The following is a 20,899-nucleotide window of genomic DNA, read 5'->3' on the forward strand; positions in this document are numbered from 1 at the left end:
TCCTGCGGCATACCTTTAAAATCTAAATTTTTGACTATGGCAGCAAACCATCCCGAACATACAAATGACCTAATTAATGAAAGTAGTCCCTACCTGCTTCAGCATGCCCACAACCCGGTAAACTGGAAACCTTGGAACAATGAAGTACTGGACCTGGCGAAGAAGGAAAACAAACTATTGCTTATAAGCGTGGGGTATTCTGCATGTCACTGGTGCCACGTCATGGAAAACGAAAGCTTCGAAGATGACGCTGTAGCCGAATTAATGAATACTAATTATATCAATATAAAGGTAGACCGTGAGGAAAGACCAGATATAGATCATGTTTATATGAATGCAGTTCAGGTGATGACCGGTATGGGAGGATGGCCTATGAATGTTGTGGCCCTTCCAGATGGTCGCCCGGTTTGGGGTGGAACCTACTTCAGAAAAGAGCAGTGGATGGATGCGCTGAAGCAAATTTCTCATTTGCATGAAACCCAACCCGAAAAACTTACGGAATACGCAGCAAAACTGGAAAAAGGACTAAAGCAAATTCAGATAATTGAACCGGTTGAGAGTTCAGAAGGATTGAAAAGGGAATTTTTTGGACCGATAATAGACAAATGGAAGGCTTCTTTCGACCATAAAAATGGAGGATATAACAGGTCTCCAAAGTTTATGATGCCAAACAATTTCGAGTTTTTATTGCGTTTCGCTTTTCAAAATTCTGATGAAGAATTAATGGACCACTGCATTCTTACCCTGGATAAAATGTCCTGGGGAGGTGTTTACGACCCTATAGAAGGTGGTTTCTCAAGATATTCTGTAGATGAACGATGGCATGTACCACATTTTGAAAAGATGTTGTATGACAATGCCCAGCTTGTTCAGTTATACTCTAAAGCCTACAAGATCACCAAAAACGAATGGTATCGTGAGGTGGTGGAAAAAACGCTAGAATTCGTTTCCCTGGAAATGACCGACTCCTCCGGTGCTTTTTACTCGGCCCTCGATGCCGACAGTGAAAATCAAAAAGGTATTAAAGAAGAAGGGGCTTATTATGTATGGAAGGAAGAAGAATTAAAGGAAATACTCGGTGAAGAATTCAAATTATTTTCAGAACTCTATAATATCAATAATTACGGAAAGTGGGAAGAAGGAAAATATGTATTGATTAGGACCGATACAACCCAAAGAATAGCCGAAAAATTTGAAATATCTGAAAAAGAATTAAAAAAGATTCTTGCTACTGCTCATGCGAAGTTGAAAAAGGAAAGACGAAAAAGGCCTAAACCTGGCTTAGACGACAAATCTCTTACCTCCTGGAATGCCATGATGATAAGCGGATACCTGGAAGCTTACAAGGCTTTTGAAAAAGAAGAGTATTTGAACCAGGCGAGGAATAATGCAGATTTTATTATCAAAAATCAGATACAGGATGATGGCAGGTTATTGCATACTTATAAGAACGGTAAAAGTTCAATTAACGCATACCTGGAAGATTATGCTTTTTGTATTGATGCATTTTTAAATTTATATGAAGCTACTTTTGAAACAGGCTATTTGAACTATGCAGAAAATCTAACTGAAATTGCCGATAAGGATTTTCATGACCTTAAATCTAATCTGTATTTTTTTACCTCAGCGAAAGACCGGCCACTTGTTACAAATACCATCGAGGTAAGTGATAATGTGATTCCTGCTTCAAATTCAGTGATGGCTAAAAACTTGTTCCGCTTAGGCAAGCTCACCGGAGAAATGGTAAATATCAGGCAGTCTGAAAAAATGCTTCAGAACATCGTCGATAAAATTCAGGATTATCCCCAATCCTATTCTAACTGGCTGGATCTTTTAATGAATTTCACCTATCCATACTACGAGATTGCGCTTACGGGCAATAACTTTCAAAGTTTTGGGACTTTTTTCAGAAAAAAATATTTACCAAATATCGTACTGGCGGGATCAGATTCTCAATCTAAACTCCCAGTATTGAAAGACCGATTGGTAGAAAATAAAGATCTCATTTATATTTGCGAAGGAGGCTCCTGTCAACTTCCATTAGAATCCAAAACCGATGCTATACAGCTGATATCGCAAGTTTAACATAAATTAAACAGGAAATAAAGTCTATTTTTTTACAATTAAACCTAATTAACAACGAAAAAACATATGGAAAAGCTTAACAATTGGGGAGAAATCGCTAAAGAGTACTCCGAAAAATTTATCGATTACCTTCCTACTTTAATTGGTGCAATAGTCCTTCTTGTAGTAGGACTGTGGGTAATTAATGTAATTGTTGGATACCTTAGAAGGTTATTCGACAAAAAAGATTATGATCCCACTTTGGAAAAATTTACATTAAGTGCTACCAGATGGGGACTTAGAATCTTACTTTTTGTACTGGTGATCACCCAGCTTGGTGTAGAAAGCGCTTCATTAGTAGCCGCCATTGGTGCGGCAGGACTTGCTGTTGGTCTTGCTTTACAGGGTTCTTTAGCAAACCTGGCAGGTGGAGTTCTAATAATTGTTCTTAAACCATTCAAGGTTGGAGACTGGGTTGAGGCACAGGGAGTTTCAGGTAGTGTGGATGAGATATCTCTATTTTATACCAAAATAAATACTTTCGGAAATCAGCGTGCCGTGATTCCTAATGGGAAAATGAGTAACGATAATATTATTAATTATAGCTACAACGGTACCCGTCGTGAGAATCTATCTTTCGGTATTTCTTATGATGATGATATTAAGAAAGCCAAGGAGGTTCTTATGAGCCTGGTAAAGGAACAGGACGGAATACTTGAAGATCCTGCACCTCAAGTATTGGTAGCAGAACTTGGAGACAGCTCAGTAAACTTTTCAGTGAGATATTTTGCACCTAACGACAAATTCTGGGATATACACTGGAATATGATCGAAGAAGGTAAAATAAGACTTGAAGAGGCAGGAATGACGATTCCTTACCCACAAAGAGACGTTTACCTTTATGATCAGACCAAAATGAAAGGGACGGTTAGGGAAAAACAAGCTGAATAAGGGATTATCCGGCAATAAAATCCTTTAAATAATAAGGTTCAAAATAAGCGACATCTTCGGTGTCGCTTTTTTTGTATTTAAAAGCGGCTAATTCGGCCATCTCTTTGGCGGAAGGAAATTGCTGTTTATGAAAAACTGCGTTTTCATGTTTGCAGATATCTTCAAATTTAGCCACTCCGTTACCTATAAAATGAACTTTGGATTCTGCTAAATATTCAGAAAAAGATGAATCGTCGAGTACCTGTGCCTTTGTTTCCCTTATCTGTTTTAGATCAGAATTAAATACTGCAGAATAAACTTCCATCCTGCGGGCATCCAGCATCGATACAAAAACACCTTCTTCATCATTTAATTTAGTAGCCAGGAGATCTAAAGTAGGTATAGATATTAGTGGAATACCGAGTGAATAGCAGAGCCCTTTTGCTGCTGAAACACCAATTCTTAAACCCGTGTACGACCCTGGGCCTTTACTAATGGCAACAGCATCAAGATTGGTAGTTGAAATTCCCACTTCATCTAATGCCTGGTCTATAAAAACATGAAGTTTTTCGGCATGAGAATAGTTCTTGCTATTATCTTCCTTTAAAGAAATTAGCTTTCCATCTTTAGCTATCCCTACTGAACAGTTGGTAGTAGCCGTCTCCAGACATAAAATAAGTGACAAATCTCTAGAATTTACTCGGTTTCTTTTTCTTCTTCCTCTTTTTTCACCTCGATCTCATCTCCCGGATCAAGAGTTTTGGTAACCGTACTATAAGGACCAGTGATCACTACATCACCATCATTCAAGCCTTTTACGATCTCGATATGAGAGTCATCCTGTATGCCGGTTTCCACCACGCGAAGTTTAGCTTTTGCGCCGTCTTTTACAAATACACATTCAAATTTTTCTTCATCCTCACTAACCTTTGGAGGCACGAAGCCTTTTTTAGTTGCAGTAGTGTCATTTTTGATCACAATCGAGCTAATTGGCACTCCTATAACTTTAAGCCTCTTATTGGTGATAATATCCACCGTAGCGGTCATTCCCGGCCTGAATGGAGAGTAATTTTCTGGTTTTCCTTCAATAAGGTCCTCATAGGAACCTTTTAAAATTCTAACCTTCACTTTAAAGTTCGTAACCTGGTCTGTAGTTAAAGAATTATCCGCAGTATTTGAAATCTCGGTTACGATCCCTTTGAATTCTTTTCCTAAATAAGCATCTACCTCGACAATCGTAGAATCACCAACAGAAACCTTTACAATATCATTTTCATTTACATCTACCTCTACCTCCATATTGTCAAGATTGGCTACACGAAGAATTTCAGTACCAGCCATCTGTTGGGTTCCTACCACTCTTTCACCAAGCTCTGCATCCAGTTTGGAAATAGTTCCGGTCATTGGTGCATATATATTGGTTCGACCAAGATTATCCTGAGCTTCAGTAACCGTAGCTGCGCTACTTTGCATGCTGAAATAAGCCGATTCCTTATTGGCCTGTGACATTTCATAATTAGAAACTATCCCATCCCATTCAGCTTTAGAGATCACTCCCTTTTCAAAAAGGGTTTTATTTCGCTGATAATCTGCTTCAGCCTGCTTCAAACTTGCCTGAGTTTGAGCATAATTTGCTTTAGAGTTTTGGTAACTCGCTCTTGCTCTTTGAACACTGGATTGATAAATATCAGGATTGATTCTAACTAAAAGATCCCCTTTCTCTACAGCCTGGCCCTCTACTATCGGCAATTCTATGATTTCCCCGGATACTTCAGAAGATAACTTCACCTCAACTTCAGGTTGTATCTTACCGGTTGCTGAAACAGTTTCAGTAATATCTATTGGCTCTACCTGGGTGATCTCTACCTCTTTTACATTTGCTGAACCGCCGAACCAACCAGCTTTTTTACCTACTACCAATAAAATGATCAAGGCGATAACCACCCCAAGGATGATGAAAAGTGTCTTTTTCTTCATTTAATTAAAATTTTAAATCCCTTACCGGAATTCCAAAATAAAGTTCTACAACTTTTAGTTTAAAAATATAATCGTATTTAGCTCTAAGAGCTTCTCTTTGAGTATTTTCAAAACGAATCTTCGCCTGGCTAAAATCGAAGGCATTGGTTAAACCAACATCATATCTTTCCGTAGCATATTCAAAGGCTTTCTCCTGCGCTTCAGAAGCAACAAGGGCCGCTTCGTATGCTTCAAAAGCTCCTTTAGCGTCGGTATAAGCCTGGTAAACGTTCGATTCAAGATCAAGTTCAGCCTGCTCCAACTGATATTCAGCCCGCTTTACGGCAACTTCATTTCTTCTAACCCTATTCCTGGTAGCAAAACCATTTAAAATTGGAACATCTATTCTTAAACCGTAGGTAATACCATCATTGATATAAAGTTGTTCGAAAAATGGTAATGGAGAGCCGAGAACCGGAATACTATTTCCTGTAAGCACCTGCTGATTCGTACCTTCGACAAAACCTATGGTACGAGTAGGCTCATTTGGATCTATCTCTGTACCAATTATCCTGTTCTGACCCGTTTCCCTGGTATTATAGTTGAAAAATGCCGATAAAGTAGGAAGATAAGCTCCTTTTGCAAGCTCTACATCCATTTCTGCCAGTTCCATATTAGATTCTGCGATCTTAATTTCAGATCTTTCTTCCTTGGCTGTATCAATTACATCATAAACAGAATTTTCAAGAATTTCGTTTCCGAAAATATCATAATCCCTGTCTACAATATCAAAATTCTGATAGTCTCTGAAACCAAGTGTCTGCGCTAAGCTTATTAATGAAATTTGTATCTGGTTTTCAGCAAGGATCATTCTTTGCTGCTCATCGGCATCTGTAGCTTTGATCTCTAAAAGATCTCCTTCAGGAAGAACACCTGCTTCAACAAGGTCCTGGGTTCTGCCAAGCTGTTCTTTGGTCACCTCGTTCTGGGCTTTAAGCACTTCCAGATTTTGCTTATTGAAAAGCACCTGTAAGTAAGCATCAGCCACAAAAAGTGCAATATCGTCCTGCATTTTATCAAGAGAATATTCATTCGCAATTCTTGACATTTTTGCTCGTTGTAAGGATTTGAAATTCCTCAATCCATCAAAAAGTGTGAGCCCGGCGGTAACTCCCGCAGAAAAGTTTCTAACGGTTTGATTTACCAGGATTCCGGTAGTGGCATTCTGGGTTAAACCAGTATTCCAGGCATTAGCTGCCTGTGCATTGATGTTCGGAATAAGATTCCCAATCGCATCGCGTTTTTCGATATCTGAAAGCTCCACATCAAGTTCGGTTAGCTTCACCTGGATGTTGTTTTCCAATGCATAATTCACGCATTCTTCAAGTGTCCATTCTTTTTTTTGAGCAGTTAGTATGCTGGAAAAAAGCAAAAGAGTGACTATTAAGCTATAATTCTTCATAATAATATTCTGTAAGATATGTCTGTAAAATGTGCAGGTTGTTACACAAGGGATAAAAAATTAGTTTTGAGCGATATTCATGGCCGGTTTAATCTGGTTCCAAACCTTGATCTTATCTCCTTTCTTCACTCCACTAATCACTTCTACGTTGATACCATCACTCACCCCAAGCTCTATATTTTGCTTGGTGAACTCCTGGTCTCCGGTCATGACCTCTACAAAAGGTTCTTTTGTCTCAGGATCGAATTGAACCAAAGCTTCTTTAATGGCAAGAACATCTTCAGCTTTGGCAAGAATAATAGAGGCATTCGCACTAAGACCGGCTCTAATAAACGTGGTATCGGCCTTGTTTAAAGTTCCTTTAATTTCGAACTGAATAGCCCCGTTATCTTCAACTCCTTTAGGTGCAATATAATCCAGAACCGCATCGAAAGATTTATTTTCGATGGCTCCAACAGTCACTTCCAAAGGAAGGTCTTCCTTGATCTTACCAACTTCACTTTCGTCAACCTTTCCTTCAAAGATCATTTCATTTACATCAGCTAAAGTGGCGATGGTGGTACCATCATTGAAATTATTACTTTCAATAACCTGATTCCCGGTTTTTACCGGAACATCCAGCACCATGCCTTCAACCGTAGAACGTATAAGTGTATTTGCCGCACTCCCAATTCCGCTGGTAGTACCGGTTCTTACGATCTCATAATTCTGTTGTGCCGATTTATAGTTCTGTTCAGACCTTTTAAATGAAACCTCTGCAGCATCATAGTCATTAGCAGAGATCACCCCTTTATCATAAAGTTCTTTTTGTCTTTCATAAACTTTTCTCTCATTGTCCAGGTTGATCTTGGCAGTGGCAACCGCATCTTTTGCACTTTGTAAAGAAGAAACGTTTGGAATCACCCTGATCTTAGCGATCAGGTCACCGGCTTTGATTCGGTCTCCCGCTTCAATATATATTTCATCAATAATTCCTGAAATATTAGGTTTGATGAGAACCTCTTCTTTAGGTACTATTTTACCGGTAGCAACTGTTTTCTTTACGATGGTTTGTTCTGAAGGTTCCTCGGTTTCATAAACTACGGGGTCCTCCTGATTCTTTTGATAGAGATAGTACAATGCCCCTACAAAGGTCACGGCAATTAGCACTAGAATTCCGATGGTTACAAATTTCTTCATTTTTTGATTGTATTAGTGTTTATGTATTATTCAGTTCTTAAGGCGTCAACAGGTTTTATTCTTATGGCCTGTTGTGCCGGAATTAGACCGGCCAGTAAACCGGAAATTATTAAAATTGCCAGAGCTACAGAGACTACTCCCAGGTTTACAGAAGGATTCAGAAACATCATTTCTGAAGTATCCATATTGCTCAATTGAAAGTTAACCAGCCATATTACTCCTGTGGCAAGTATGATTCCTGCCATTCCGGAAATTATAGTTAGAAATATGGACTCCATAAGTATCTGTCCTCTTATAGACCAAGGTGTTGCTCCCAGAGCACGGCGCACGCCTATCTCATTAGTACGTTCTTTTACCACGATAAGCATAATATTGCTAATTCCGATAATTCCTGATAGCAATACCAGAACTCCCACGAAATAAGCAACAGCTCTCAAAGCCACGAAAAGTCCGTTAACCTTTGAATATTCCTGAAAAAGATCAAAATTACCTACGGCCCTGTCATCTTCTGGATGAATGGTATGCCGGCTTTTTACGATCTCGATAATATCATTCTTTAGATTCGTGATTGAATTTCCATCACGGGCAGTAATTGCCATCCACCCAACCTTATTGCCCCGATTAAAGGCTTGAGAAAATGCTGTAAACGGAACGTAGATCTCTTTCTGACCTCTCTCTGGATCGCCTCCCTGACTTTTCTTTTTATAGGTCCCGATTACCATGAAATTCACTCCATTGATTTTAATATAAGTTCCCAATGGATCTTCACCCTTATCATATAGCGCTGAAACTACTCCACCACCAATAATGGCGACCTTTCGTTTTTCATTAATATCAGAATAGTTTAAAAATCTTCCGGAGGTTATATCCATTGGTTCCTGCTGAATAATTTCAGGATAGTCACCATAGACGTTAAATGCACCGGTGTTCAGCCCACGAACCACATTATTCTCACCTCCAAAACCACCTAATTGATTTCTTGGTGAAACAAATCTTAATCCCGGCACCTGTTCTTTAATAGCCGCCACATCTTCTATTTCGAAACTGTAACGCCTTCCTTTAGGCATTCCCTTGTATGGTTTTGAAGCTACTTGGGTCCACATGAACATAGTATTGGTAGCAATTCCACTAAACCCCTGTTTCACCCCATTTTCCAGGCCTTTCCCGGCAGCAAGCAGAATTACAAGAATAAATATTCCCCATAATACTCCAAAAGCTGTAAGTACTGTTCTAAACCAATTTGAGGTAAGTGCCTCTATTATTTCACTCCAACGATCTCTACTAAACATATTATTCGTCTCTTAAAGCTATTATTGGTTTAATTCTCGCTGCTCGCCATGCCGGGAAAAATCCAGCAATGGCTCCTGCAATAACCAGTATTACAACGGTATTGATCGCCACCGTAAAGTTCACAGTTGGGTTATAGATATACTGGGTCTCTATCATAGGACCTATAAACTCCAACAAGGTAAGACTGAAAATCAATCCTAAGAATCCGGCAATAGCAGTTACAAAGATCGACTCGTGAAGTATCATCCCGATGATGGATAAAGGCTGTGCGCCCAGAGCTTTTCTCACGCCTATCTCACGGGTTCTTTCCTTTACAATAATGAGCATAATATTACTTACTCCAACCACCCCGGCTATGATCGTACAGATTCCTACGCCCCAAAAGAAGTATTTTATCATATCCATAAGCGTGTAGAATCTCTTGGCATTCTCGAGGCTGTTATTTATATGAATGGCACTATTATCATCTGGCGCTACGGTATGTCTTGACTTTAAAAACTCGTCCAGTTCTGCAGAAAACTGGGTGGAAGCGGCTACGGCTTTATCAAAATCCTCTTCGGGATCCAAGGTAAGGTATAAGCGATCTACATTATTACTTCCGCCAAAAGCTCTCTGTGCGGTGGTCATTGGGATTACAGCCCTTGTCTCTTCTCTTTCCCCACCTTTGTCTGTATAAACACCTACTACTTTGAAATTAACTCCTGAAACCTGGACAATTTTCCCGATAGGGTCTTCATCTTTAAAAAGATCAAGCTTTATCCTATGGCCAATGACCATATTCTTTTCAGAATTATTGAGATCATTGAGGTCAAGGAATCTACCTGCGGTAAGTGAAATACTCTCCAATACCTGGTAGGCAGGAAAAGTACCACGAACATCATAGGAACCTGATTCTTTGCCATAATTCAACACCATTCCCCAATTCTGGAAAGTAGCGGCTGTTTTGTCCAGCTTATCACCGTATAACAGAAGAATCTGGTTATAATCCTCATTTTTCATTTGAATTCTTCTGCCCGGATTCAATCCTTTATACTCTTTGGAGGTTACACCTGGCCAGACGTAGATAAGGTTGGAAGCATCCTCTTCAAATTCTCTCGAAATCCCATTCCGCATACCCTCTCCAATACCCAACAGTACTACAAGAATGAATATACCTGAAGCTACAGAAAGACCCGTTAAAAAAGTGCGCAGTTTGTTTTTGCGTATAGTTTCAAAGATCTCATCCCATCTATCTAGATCAAACATTTTCCATGGCTCTTACTTGTGAAACTACGGTATCCTCTATTATAAGACCGTCTTTTAAATTCACGATCCTTTTGGTCATTTGCGCTATATCGTGCTCATGGGTAACCACCAGAATGGTACGTCCCTCGTCATTGATCTCCTGAATAAGATCCATCACTTCATATGATGTCTTTGTATCCAGTGCTCCAGTAGGTTCATCTGCAAGCAACACCTTGGGATCACTCGCCAATGCCCTGGCAATAGCCACTCTTTGCTTCTGTCCTCCTGAAAGTTCATTAGGCAAATGACCTGCCCAATTCGCCAGCCCCACCTTTTCAAGATAGCTCATAGCCCGATCAATCCTTTCACCTCTGGAAAGCCCCTGGTAATATAAAGGCAAAGCCACATTGTCTAAAGCCGACTTATAACCTATCAGGTTAAATGACTGGAAAATGAAACCAAGAAATTTGTTCCGATATTTAGCCGCCTGCTTTTCGCTAAGGTTCTTTATTGGCACTCCATCGAGTACGTATGAGCCTTCATCTGCTTCATCCAGCATACCCAAAATGTTGAGCAATGTAGACTTCCCAGATCCAGAAGATCCCATAATTGACAATAATTCGCCTTCGGCGACTGAAAAATTAATACCCTTTAAAACGTGCAATGAGTTAGCACCCATTTTATAGGATTTGTGAAGATTTGATATTTCAATCATGATTGATGGTTATTAAAAAGGGAAAATGACTCCCTATTTAATAAGACTGAAGAAAAAATAAAATGTTACAGTTTTATGATAAAAACTGCATATTCTTAACCTTAACTTTACAAAAAAGGCTTCAACCTTCCGCGTTTTTCGGTTTATTTTTCCTGGACCTGTAAATAAAGTAGCCTACTCCACCAATTAGTAAATAAGGAAAAATCATAAGATAAAGGATCCCTTCATTGATCCCTTCAGCAGTGCTCTGATCTGCTTCACTCTCAAGCACAGCACGACACATAGAACATTGTGCATTAGCCAAATCTGGCAAACACATTAAAACCAAAAGGATAAAAATCGGTAATCTAAAATTCTTCATCTTCATTTCCCGCTCAACTTAATCATTTCAAAATTAATGATTTATGACCGAAATTAATAGTAAGGCATCATAAATAAAAAGACAAGAACGCCTGTTACTGCCACATACAACCAAATTGGAAAGGTCCACCTGGCAATTTTCGAATGTTTATTGTATTCTCCACTAAGCCCTCTATACATTGTAAAAAGCACAAGAGGTACTATGATTCCAGATAATACGATATGGGTAATTAGAATAAAGAAATAAATATATCGCAAGCTGCCTTCGCCACCGTAAGGAACAGGCTCATTGCTTATTTTTGAAAGCACGTAACTCACAAGAAAGATTGCAGAAAGACCGAATGCCGCGATCATGGTATTCCTATGCTCAATAAATTTCTGGGCTTTCATGAAATAATAACCTATAATCAGAAGAATGGCGGTTAGAAAATTTAAAATCCCATGAAATAAAGGAAAAGTAATTGCGTCTGTTCCGAATATATTATATCGTTCCGGCAGCAACATCAATATTAGAACAATTACAGGTACCGCAATGGAAAGGGCTATGATCACCGGTACAGCTACCTTATCTGAACTTTTTAGAGTTGTCTTCAAAGTAAATTATTTATATCCTCAATTAATATATCGATCTGTGGCTGCTCTTCACCACGAGCCACGCTTTTATTTCTTTCAACAGAACCGCGGTAATAAATAATAGGATTCCCAAACTGGTCTTTTCTTGACCTAATATAACCGTCCTGATCTACAAGGGCAAACATCCCTTGATGGGCGAAGCCTCCGGCAGCATCAGAATCTTCACCGGCATAAAGACCAAATCCCTGGTTCGCTAAAGCATAGATCTTCTCTCTCTCCCCTGTCATCAAATTCCAGTTGGGATTAGTGATTCCGTAATTCTTAGCATATTCCGAGAGAACCTGAGGAGTATCGTGAGCAGGATCTATAGAGAAGGAAGCTATTCCAAAATCTTCTTCATCCTTAAATTCATCCTGAATTTCAACCAGGTTTTTATTCATAATAGGGCAAATGGTAGGACAGGTAGTAAAGAAAAATTCCACCAGGTAAACCTTACCTTTATAATCTTCATTTGAAATGGTATCTCCCTCCTGGTTAACTAATTCGAATTCCGGAGCCTTTTTCTTTTCACCGTCAATTACGATATAAGATAATTCCACATCCGTTTTCTTAAGAGGCTTTTTCCTTTCCTTATTCAAACGGTTGGAGGAAACAACTTCATTATCGCTAACCCTATCGATAATTTTTGGGATAAATATGATTCCAAAGATCAGAATTACCAGTGAGATCCCTATGTATGAGTAATTTTTCATTATAATTATTTCTTTGAATCAGGATTATTCCTTTTCAATGCTAAGCGATATTCTGCCAGGATCACTTTTACATCGTCGTTCATCTTATTGCTTAATTCTGCCACATCCCTGGAATCGTAACCGTATAATTTCCCATAGTCCTCATCGTCATCACGTCCCCTTAGTTTTAATTCCTTATCCACAATAAAAACATAAGGAGTATGAACGTTTTTATCAAGCTTGTGCGGAGTATCAAAACTATCAAAAACTTCCTGAATTTCTTCCTGGGAAGCGTAAACTATCTTCCAGAAAGAGGTTTCACTAATTTTTTTGAATTCATCAACAAAGGCAGTGGTTTCCTCCCTGGCCTCTTCGGGTAGAAGGATCACAAATTGAAAATCATCAAATTCGTAATATTTTTCAAGGATCTTTTTATCAAGGTTGAAGGTATTCCCTTTTATATCCTCGAGATTAGATCCGAAAAAAGCAACTACACTTATATGATCTTTAAAGGAAATTTGTTCTTTAGAATTGGTCTGGAATTCTGAAACATCTTTAACATTCTCTGTAAGCACAGGCAATTTTGCGAAATTGTTTTTTCCAGAGGCAAAAAACAGGTAAGCCGTAATGGGGAGGGCAAATAAAATTCCGAGTACCAGAAACTTTTTCATAAGTAGAAACTCCAGTTTTACAAAGGGATACAAAAATAAAAAGACGGTTTAACAAAACCGCCTTTTCAAATGCTTTTAACTTTTCTTAGAAGTCCCAGGCAACATGCCCGCTCTTGTAAACATCGTAGATATAACCACCTTCGGTTAGAAGAATAAATATCAGGTAACAAATAAGGAAGATAGAAGTCCATACAATCGATCTTCTAAGTCCTTTTGTTTCATGCTCAAGGTGCATAAAAGCCCAGGCAATATAATATGCTTTATATATCGTAAGGATGATAAAGATCCAGTTTAACAACCTCATCCCTAACAAGTAGGTTTGTGTTAGGAATTCAGGCTTGATGATCCCAAGAATAACCTCTACAATGGTTACTACTGAAAGTATTGCGAATACTGTCCAGATTCTTTTGGTTGCCGATCCGTGATGTTGCGTAGTATCGTGAGCCATAATCGTTTATTTCTAAATTATACCAGGTAAAAGAATGTAAATACAAATACCCAAACAAGGTCTACAAAGTGCCAGTATAGTCCAACCTTCTCAACCATTTCATAACTTCCACGTCTCTCATAGGTACCTATGATCACGTTAAAGAATATAATAATGTTTATAACCACTCCAGACAACACGTGAAACCCGTGGAATCCTGTGATAAAGAAGAAGAAGTCAGCAAAAAGAGGGGAACCGTATTCATTCTGAACAAGGTTTGCGCCTTCAACTGTTCCAACAGCCTCGTTATTTAGTTTCATTAAGGATTCTTCCCTGGATAAAATGATTTTTGAACCGTTTTCATCCAGCTGCTGAGTCCTGATAAGTAGATCTTCGTTCTGAATAAACCCTGCTTTTACCTCTTCTAGAGTATAAGAAGGAAGGTCTTTACCGGAATCGAACCAGATCCCGTTGTTACTTTCATGCTCTACTCTTTCTCCAGCGATTGGAACTGCGATCTCTGAAAGACTTACACGCTCACCTTCAGTATTTAAAAACTGAAGCACGTTTCCACCTTTCGTAGTAACCGCACCATAATCACCTTTAATAAAAGTGTTCCATTCCCAAGCCTGAGATCCTACGAATACAAGACCTCCAAGAATGGTCAGAAACATATAAGTAGTAACCTTACCTTTCTTCATATGGTGACCGGCATCAACCGCTAGCACCATAGTTACCGACGAAAAAATAAGGATAAAGGTCATCAAAGCCACATAATACATAGGAGCTTCTACTCCATGTAAAAACGGGAAGTGAGTGAACACCTCATCTGCAATTGGCCATGAATCGATGAATTTAAATCTTGAAAAACCGTAAGCGGCAAGGAATCCCGAAAAGGTCAAAGCATCAGAAAGAATGAAGAACCACATCATCATTTTTCCGTAACTCGCTTTTAGTGGCTCATTACCACCACCCCAGGTTTTCCCTTCTGTGCCTGTTCTAACAACAGTAGCCTCCATAGAAGTATTTTAATGTTAAAGGATGCGCAAAAATACGCAATTTAATTATCTAAAGAAATAGAAAAACAAAATCAAAAATATCCACAGGGCATCTACAAAATGCCAAAAGGTCTCACCCAGCTCAAAACCAAGCATTTGCCCAACTTTATAACGTTGTTTAAAATGGTTATAAATTAAGACTAAAAGCACTATAACACCTGCCAGTAAGTGCGCTAAGTGCACACATACAAGGATATAAATAAAGGATGTGGTCACTGTACTCTCGGCTCCAGTAAACCAATATCCCTGACTTAAAATTTCACTAAAACCATAAAATTGAAATACAATGAACAGAATTGCCAGAATAAGCGTACCAATTAAAAAAGCACTTGCATTTCTTCGATTACCAGCAAGAATCATCTTTTTACTCAAAAACAAGGTTACACTACTTGCAATGATCACGATGGTACTCCACAGAAAGGCCATAGGCAGCTGGAAATCTGTAAGCCAGTCTGGTCTGTTCTTACTAACCACATAAGCACTGGTAAGTCCGGCAAATGTCATGGACATACTTACAATACCAAACCAGAGCATCATTTTCTTTGCCCGGCCATGTTTTTTTTCATCAGATCCCTGAGTTAAATCCATTGTCTAATAAATTTATCTAGTACATATACTATTTGCAGCAGTGTGATATAAGAAACACTGGCAAACATTAATTTTTTAGCAGCTTCAGCTGTTTTCTCCTTGAATAATCTTATCGCGTAATACAACATTCCCAGACCCAAAATCAAAATAATAACCCCGGAAACAGGTGTGAGGTAAAGTTTACCTGTAACTCCAAATACAGGGATTAATGAAACCAATATGGTCCAACAGGTATATAGAATAATTTGTACCGCCGTCCCCTTATCACGCTTTCCTGTTGGCAGCATAAAGAAGCCACCCTTCTTATAATCATCGAACAGCCACCAGCCTATAGCCCAAAAATGGGGAAACTGCCAGAAGAATTGAATCATAAACAAAGTTCCCGGCTCTATACTGAAACTACCTGTTGCTGCAACCCATCCTAACATAAAAGGAATTGCTCCTGGAAAGGCACCAACAAAAACCGAAAGTGGCGTTTTAGTCTTTAAGGGAGTATAGATACTAACATACAGGAAAATACTTATCGCCCCGAACATTGCAGTTTTAGGATTGATCACATACAAAACAACCAACCCAAGTACTGTAAAGATGCTAGCTATGCTAAAAGCCGTCGTGTTTGACATTCTTCCAGCCGGCAACGGACGATTCTTTGTCCTATCCATCAAGGCATCCAGATTCTTTTCGATGATCTGGTTATAAGCATTTGAAGCCCCCACCATAAGATAACCACCAATTGCCAGTAAGGTCACCACAACAAAATCGATATTATCGGCACCGAGAAAATACCCGGCTACAGATGAAAAGACTACGCTAATAGCCAGTCTCATCTTGGTTATTTCCTTAAAATCTGACAGAATGGAAGCGCTGGAATTATGTACGCGAGTGTTGCTCAAAAAAAGCTTTTTTTTAACTGGCGCAAAGATACTTCTTAATTAGGTTTTAGCAAGAAAGGCAACATGTTAATTTTCAGAGCTGAAAATGACTAATAATCATAATACCAGTTAAAAATATCTGTTCTTAACCCAAAATTGATCCAAGTAGTTGAATTATCGAAATTAGCTGTAGTATTGGTTTGTACATCAAAATCACGATAAATGAAACTGGCGAACAACTTTAAATTAGTGGTTGGATTTACGATATAACCGGCCTCAAATTCAGAATAAAATGAGGTCGTTGTATTTCCCTGCCCTATTTTCACACCAGTCTCCAAAGCACGATCTTCTTCGGTTCTGTAAATATCCTGACCATAATTAGATTTGGAACCAAATTCGTTAAAATCAAATCCTCTTTTTCCGTAAATCAGTTTGGCAGATCCATATAATCTGTCCTTTTTATAACGAGCGATGCCAATATATTCTCTGAAGTTAGCACCCCATAAATGCGCCATAGACTGATTATTATGTCCATAGTTCAGTGTTATAGAATTATGAGAATAGGTATATGGCCTCACCTGATTATATTCAGCTTGAAGATACAGGTTGTCAACTTTAAAGGCATCAAAATATTTGAGACCTATCTGGAAACCAAGTTTATTTTTCCAGCTTCCTTCTCCACCAAAAATATCTCCAGAAGAGAATTCATCAATAAGCCATTGACCATAAGTATACATCTGGTCAGAAATCTTATATTTTCCGGTAAGGCCTATGATCGCATTTCCTCCATCGGCACCGGTAGCAAATTCAATAGCTCTATAAAAAATGACCGGGTTTAGATAGTTGATATCAAATCCACGATCATTGTCGTTTTCCCACATTACCGATTCGAAGAATCCAAGATTCAAACGTTTGGTAACATTCAAACTTAAATAATGATTGGCAATATATTTTGTTCTGTAGGAACCACTGTTCACTACTGCCGGCCTTACATCCCGCAGGGACATCCAGGTGTTGGTGTACTTTAATTTCCAGAAGTTGGTATTCAGCTTTAAATAAGGATATGGCGAAGCATTATCACTTAACACCAGAGATCTATACCCGTCTCCAATAAAATTCTTTCCATGCCCAAATTGAATATTTATGAATTCGGCAGGGGTAAATGACAAATAACCTTCAGCTACAGGATAATCATAACCTTCATCCATAAAAGTTTTTGCCACTCCTCTTCCAGGAACTATTGCCGGATCTCCGCCGGCTGGACGAATAGACTCGGCATAACGATTATAATATTCTGCAAACCTGGCCTGGCTTTCATAAACTACTGAATAGAAATTGAAATTCTTACCCAATCCTCCCTGAACTATGAACTGACGCCCGTTATTATAAGTAAAATCATGAGAGGTCTGTTCAAAATCCTTCCCTATTTGTAAATCGAATCCGGGATCTATGGTAAACCAATAGTTATCTGTTTGAAACCTTACCAAATGCTCGTTCCAAAGCTTTCTACCTGCCCAGGTAGACCTGTTCTGCAATAATTCATCACGGTTGGACTCAAAATTATAATACCTATTCACCTCACTGAATAGCAAAGGTTTAGAAGCTGAATGACTATTTGTTCCTATTTGATTGAATTCCTTATCAAACCTACTGTAAAACTCATGAGATAAGGGAATATTTATCTCACTGCGATATCTTGGACTTTTAAATTCATCAGATTTAATCCTATCATACTCCTCCAGAACATTTTCAGATTGAACCGCTTCTTCATTTGAATCCCTTAAAATTATTTCATCGCTTTCAGCCATTTGCTTTACTTCAGGATTATTTTGAAGCGGAATCCTTAAAGGCATTTTAAACTGCATATGAACCGGCCTCCCGTTATACTGGGCTGGCTTAATTGAAGGAATGGACCCAAAGACACGAGTTATCTCCGCCTTTAACTCATCATAAGCTGCATCCAGATAGATCAATTGAAAGTCACCCTCCTCATCCACCTCGAAGATTATGGTCATCTGTCCTTTATAATTCTCGGCCTGAACAACCTCGGGCACTTTAAAATTAGAAACGACGAAATTCACCAGGGTACGATTGAAACAAGATTCCTGGTTTTGGTAATCAATATTTTCACATTCCGGGAATTCAGGATAGATCTCTGAAGAAAGATTAACATCCTGGGCGGTGATTTGAAAACTTAAAATTAAAAAAGGAAGAAGTAAAATATACTTCATACACTAATGGGGCTAAGGTTTTATGGGTGTAATATACAGTTTTTCAGAAAGTGAATTTACATAAAATAAAAAATCCCCCGCTAGATGCGGAGGATTAATATATCATTTCAGGAATATTTAGTCCTGCACTTTAAAGGCAATAGGAAGAGAATACATAACCCCAACCGGCTTACCACGCTGCTTACCTGGTTTCATCTTAGGCAAGCTGTTGATCACTCTTGCAGCTTCCTGCTCAAGTCTTGGGTGTGGAGCACGCGCTCTTACCTGACCAATATTTCCTTTTTCATCAATTCTAAACTGAACGATCACACGGTTAATACCGCTAAGCCCAAGTTCTGCTCCAAGATCTGTATCGAACTCTTTGTTCACATACTTAGAGATCTTTTCACTCATACACTTTTTACGCTGATCATTGTTACTTAAGTTTTCGCAACCTGGAAAGATTGGCACATCTTCAATGACCGCAAAAGGAACATCTTCAACTTCCTCCTCTACAGGAGCCTCAACAACTTCTTCCACTTCTACGATCTCATCAAGATTGGTTTCAGTAGACTGGATCTCATCCTCTTCTACTTCTTCCTCATCTTCAACAACCTCGATCACTTCCGGTGCCGGAGGTGGCGGTGGTGGCGGTGGAGGAGTATTTTGCATTTCAGTAATTGGCACATCCTCTTCTTCTAGAGCGTCCATATTCACCTGTCCTATATCTATATTTTCAGGGTCATAAGTTTTCCACTCAATCGCCCTCCAGGTTATAAATAGAACTACAACAAGACCAAGTTGCAGAAACAAAGTTCTGTTTCTGTTCAAATTAGCCTTTGGATTTTTCTTAGGTTCCATAATGCGTTATATTGTTAAGGGTTGCTAAAATAAAGATTTTTTCTAAAAAACTAAATTTATCGGGAATAATAAGTAATTAAAACTACGGTAAATTTCTAAACCTCTCACTATCATTCCTGAACTTTAAATCTTATAGGTATAGTATAAGATACAGGTACAGGCTTTCCTCGTTGTTTTCCAGGTTGCATTTCAGGCAATTCACCTATTACTCTTCGTGCTTCCTTTTCCAGGGCTGTATGTGGAGCTCGTGTTTGAATCTTCTCAACCAAGCCGTCCTTATTCACTACGAACATTACAACCACAAGATTCGTACCAGTGAGACCAAGCTCTTCGCCTAATCCTGTATCAAAGTTCCTATTCACAAAGTTACTGATTTTTGAACTCATACATTTTTTGCGTTCGCTGTTAGCCTCTAGTTTTTCACAACCTGGGAAAACTGGCACCTCTTCTATAAAATCGAAGGGAATATCAACAGGCTCATCTGGTTCATCAGGTTCAACAATATCATCGGGCTCTGGTATATCTTCAAGATCAAGGTCTGTAGGCTTTACCTCATCCTCCTTTTCATTAGAGTCATCTTCAATAACATCTATGATCTCAACAATCTGCTTAGGAGGCGGTGGTGGCGTTTCCTGCGGAACAATGGTAACGGGAACTTCTTCCTCTTCAGGCAGATCAAGGATCACTAATGGATCACTGGTTTTTTTCTCATCATAGGTTTTCCATTGGAAAGCTTGCAAGGTTAAAAATAGTACTAGAATTAGTCCAATTTGGAGAAAGAGGATCCATCTCCTTCGAAGGTCGGCCTTCGGGTTTTTCTTAGGTTTCATCTGGTAAAGTTTAATTGCGATTAACTGTCAGATGTAATTCACCTCTCAGGAATTTATTTGGAAACAATAAAATCCTGATGGCTCATTTCATAAAAGATTAGTTAATACAGGTTAATAATTTAGTCCGGTAACTTTTTGTTTCAGTTTTTTAATGGTCGGCGCCATGACAATAAAAAGCAAAACAGCAAGTAATACCCCAGTTGAATTCGCCAGAACATCCCACCAATCGGGAGTTCTGTAACTGGTTAAGGTTCCCTGTAAAACCTCAATTAACATACCAAATAGAAAAGCAGCGGTGGCCACCCAAAGCAAATTGGAGTTATACCTCTGAAAATCAGAATCTTTAAAAAGAAAATATAGCTTCCACAAGAGAGCTAAAAACAAATATGCTCCGGCATGGAGCATTTTGTCTGTAGGATCAAAACCGGCTACACTTACTTTAAAGTCCATTACTATTAGAGAGAAATAGGTAATGACACTCGTGTAGACCAGTGCAATAATTAGTAATAATTTAGCTACCAACTACTTCCTTATATTCGTCTGCAGATAACAGGTCTTCAGCTTCAGAAGCGTCAGTCATCTTAATTTTAATCATCCATCCTTCTCCGTAAGGATCTTCATTTACCTTTTCCGGCTCATCTTCAAGACTATCGTTAAATTCAACGATCTCACCAGATAGAGGCATAAAAAGATCTGAAACGGTTTTCACTGCTTCAACAGTTCCAAAAACTTCCTCTTTTTCAAGAGTTTCATCAAGGGTTTCAACCTCAACATACACGATATCCCCAAGCTCGCCCTGGGCAAAATCTGTAACTCCAATAGTTGCGGTATCGCCTTCAATCTTAACCCACTCGTGGTCTTTAGTGTACTTTAATTCTTGTGGAATATTCATAATATT

General features: G+C 38.8%; 22 protein-coding genes. 2 read left to right on the top strand and 20 right to left on the bottom strand.

Annotation, left to right across the window (positions count from 1 at the left end; all coding sequences use genetic code 11):
* The first annotated feature begins 36 nt into the window (after window positions 1–36).
* Both ML462_RS01960 and ML462_RS01965 read left to right on the top strand, forming a co-directional pair.
* A complete protein-coding gene (locus ML462_RS01960) occupies window positions 37–2,085 on the top strand; it encodes a thioredoxin domain-containing protein (protein WP_240712048.1) in 2,049 nt (682 codons plus the stop codon).
* A 66-nt stretch (window positions 2,086–2,151) separates the two neighbouring features.
* A complete protein-coding gene (locus tag ML462_RS01965) occupies window positions 2,152–3,015 on the top strand; it encodes a mechanosensitive ion channel family protein (RefSeq protein ID WP_240712049.1) in 864 nt (287 codons plus the stop codon).
* Window positions 3,016–3,019: 4 nt separating this feature from the next.
* On the opposite strand, the gene tsaB is transcribed toward ML462_RS01965, so the two are convergent.
* The 20 genes from tsaB to gcvH all read right to left on the bottom strand — a co-directional run bounded on the left by tsaB (window position 3,020) and on the right by gcvH (window position 20,893).
* A complete protein-coding gene (gene tsaB, locus ML462_RS01970) occupies window positions 3,020–3,679 on the bottom strand; it encodes a tRNA (adenosine(37)-N6)-threonylcarbamoyltransferase complex dimerization subunit type 1 TsaB (RefSeq protein ID WP_240712050.1) in 660 nt (219 codons plus the stop codon).
* A gap of 11 nt (window positions 3,680–3,690) precedes the next feature.
* On the bottom strand, window positions 3,691–4,971 hold the full coding sequence (locus tag ML462_RS01975; protein ID WP_240712051.1) for an efflux RND transporter periplasmic adaptor subunit: 1,281 nt from the start codon (window positions 4,969–4,971) through the stop codon (window positions 3,691–3,693).
* 4 nt (window positions 4,972–4,975) lie between these two features.
* Window positions 4,976–6,412: a TolC family protein gene (locus tag ML462_RS01980; RefSeq protein ID WP_240712052.1), complete on the bottom strand. Its 1,437-nt coding sequence runs from the start codon at window positions 6,410–6,412 to the stop codon at window positions 4,976–4,978.
* A gap of 60 nt (window positions 6,413–6,472) precedes the next feature.
* Window positions 6,473–7,591 (bottom strand): efflux RND transporter periplasmic adaptor subunit, encoded by a 1,119-nt coding sequence (locus ML462_RS01985; protein ID WP_240712053.1) that lies wholly within the window; start codon window positions 7,589–7,591, stop codon window positions 6,473–6,475.
* A 26-nt stretch (window positions 7,592–7,617) separates the two neighbouring features.
* Window positions 7,618–8,880 (bottom strand): ABC transporter permease, encoded by a 1,263-nt coding sequence (locus tag ML462_RS01990; protein WP_240712054.1) that lies wholly within the window; start codon window positions 8,878–8,880, stop codon window positions 7,618–7,620.
* 1 nt (window position 8,881) lies between these two features.
* Entirely contained in the window at window positions 8,882–10,126 is a 1,245-nt protein-coding gene (locus ML462_RS01995; RefSeq protein ID WP_240712055.1) for an ABC transporter permease, read from the bottom strand.
* Window positions 10,119–10,820 (bottom strand): ABC transporter ATP-binding protein, encoded by a 702-nt coding sequence (locus tag ML462_RS02000; protein WP_240712056.1) that lies wholly within the window; start codon window positions 10,818–10,820, stop codon window positions 10,119–10,121. The genes ML462_RS01995 and ML462_RS02000 overlap by 8 nt, the downstream gene beginning before the upstream one ends.
* 121 nt (window positions 10,821–10,941) lie before the next feature.
* A complete protein-coding gene (locus ML462_RS02005; protein ID WP_423738469.1) occupies window positions 10,942–11,181 on the bottom strand; it encodes a hypothetical protein in 240 nt (79 codons plus the stop codon).
* A gap of 53 nt (window positions 11,182–11,234) precedes the next feature.
* The gene (locus ML462_RS02010) at window positions 11,235–11,774 is read right to left on the bottom strand and encodes a DUF420 domain-containing protein (RefSeq protein WP_240712058.1); all 540 of its coding nucleotides are present in this window, start codon (window positions 11,772–11,774) and stop codon (window positions 11,235–11,237) included.
* Window positions 11,771–12,505: an SCO family protein gene (locus ML462_RS02015; RefSeq protein WP_240712059.1), complete on the bottom strand. Its 735-nt coding sequence runs from the start codon at window positions 12,503–12,505 to the stop codon at window positions 11,771–11,773. Before ML462_RS02015 ends, ML462_RS02010 begins: the two co-directional genes overlap by 4 nt.
* A 5-nt stretch (window positions 12,506–12,510) precedes the next feature.
* On the bottom strand, window positions 12,511–13,155 hold the full coding sequence (locus ML462_RS02020; protein WP_240712060.1) for a hypothetical protein: 645 nt from the start codon (window positions 13,153–13,155) through the stop codon (window positions 12,511–12,513).
* An 85-nt stretch (window positions 13,156–13,240) separates the two neighbouring features.
* Window positions 13,241–13,603 (bottom strand): cytochrome C oxidase subunit IV family protein, encoded by a 363-nt coding sequence (locus tag ML462_RS02025; RefSeq protein WP_240712061.1) that lies wholly within the window; start codon window positions 13,601–13,603, stop codon window positions 13,241–13,243.
* Window positions 13,604–13,620: 17 nt separating this feature from the next.
* Window positions 13,621–14,601 carry a cytochrome c oxidase subunit 3 gene (locus ML462_RS02030; RefSeq protein ID WP_240712062.1) on the bottom strand — a complete coding sequence of 327 codons (981 nt, stop codon included), beginning with the start codon at window positions 14,599–14,601 and terminating at the stop codon, window positions 13,621–13,623.
* 45 nt (window positions 14,602–14,646) lie between these two features.
* Window positions 14,647–15,228: a cytochrome c oxidase subunit 3 gene (locus ML462_RS02035; protein ID WP_240712063.1), complete on the bottom strand. Its 582-nt coding sequence runs from the start codon at window positions 15,226–15,228 to the stop codon at window positions 14,647–14,649.
* Complete coding sequence (gene cyoE, locus ML462_RS02040; protein ID WP_240712064.1) at window positions 15,219–16,121, bottom strand: heme o synthase; 903 nt, start codon at window positions 16,119–16,121, stop codon at window positions 15,219–15,221. The genes ML462_RS02035 and cyoE overlap by 10 nt, the downstream gene beginning before the upstream one ends.
* Before the next feature lie 89 nt (window positions 16,122–16,210).
* Entirely contained in the window at window positions 16,211–18,331 is a 2,121-nt protein-coding gene (locus tag ML462_RS02045; protein WP_240712065.1) for a gliding motility protein RemB, read from the bottom strand.
* Window positions 18,332–18,448: 117 nt separating this feature from the next.
* Window positions 18,449–19,171, bottom strand: a complete 723-nt coding sequence (locus ML462_RS02050) for an energy transducer TonB (RefSeq protein WP_240712066.1) — start codon at window positions 19,169–19,171, stop codon at window positions 18,449–18,451.
* A gap of 110 nt (window positions 19,172–19,281) precedes the next feature.
* Window positions 19,282–20,001 (bottom strand): energy transducer TonB, encoded by a 720-nt coding sequence (locus ML462_RS02055; protein ID WP_240712067.1) that lies wholly within the window; start codon window positions 19,999–20,001, stop codon window positions 19,282–19,284.
* 111 nt (window positions 20,002–20,112) lie between these two features.
* Window positions 20,113–20,451: a VanZ family protein gene (locus ML462_RS02060; protein ID WP_240712068.1), complete on the bottom strand. Its 339-nt coding sequence runs from the start codon at window positions 20,449–20,451 to the stop codon at window positions 20,113–20,115.
* A 61-nt stretch (window positions 20,452–20,512) separates the two neighbouring features.
* Window positions 20,513–20,893 (bottom strand): glycine cleavage system protein GcvH, encoded by a 381-nt coding sequence (gene gcvH / locus ML462_RS02065; protein ID WP_240712069.1) that lies wholly within the window; start codon window positions 20,891–20,893, stop codon window positions 20,513–20,515.
* Window positions 20,894–20,899 lie beyond the last annotated feature (6 nt).

Source organism: Christiangramia lutea (assembly GCF_022489035.1).
In the GTDB taxonomy this organism is placed as follows: domain Bacteria; phylum Bacteroidota; class Bacteroidia; order Flavobacteriales; family Flavobacteriaceae; genus Christiangramia; species Christiangramia lutea.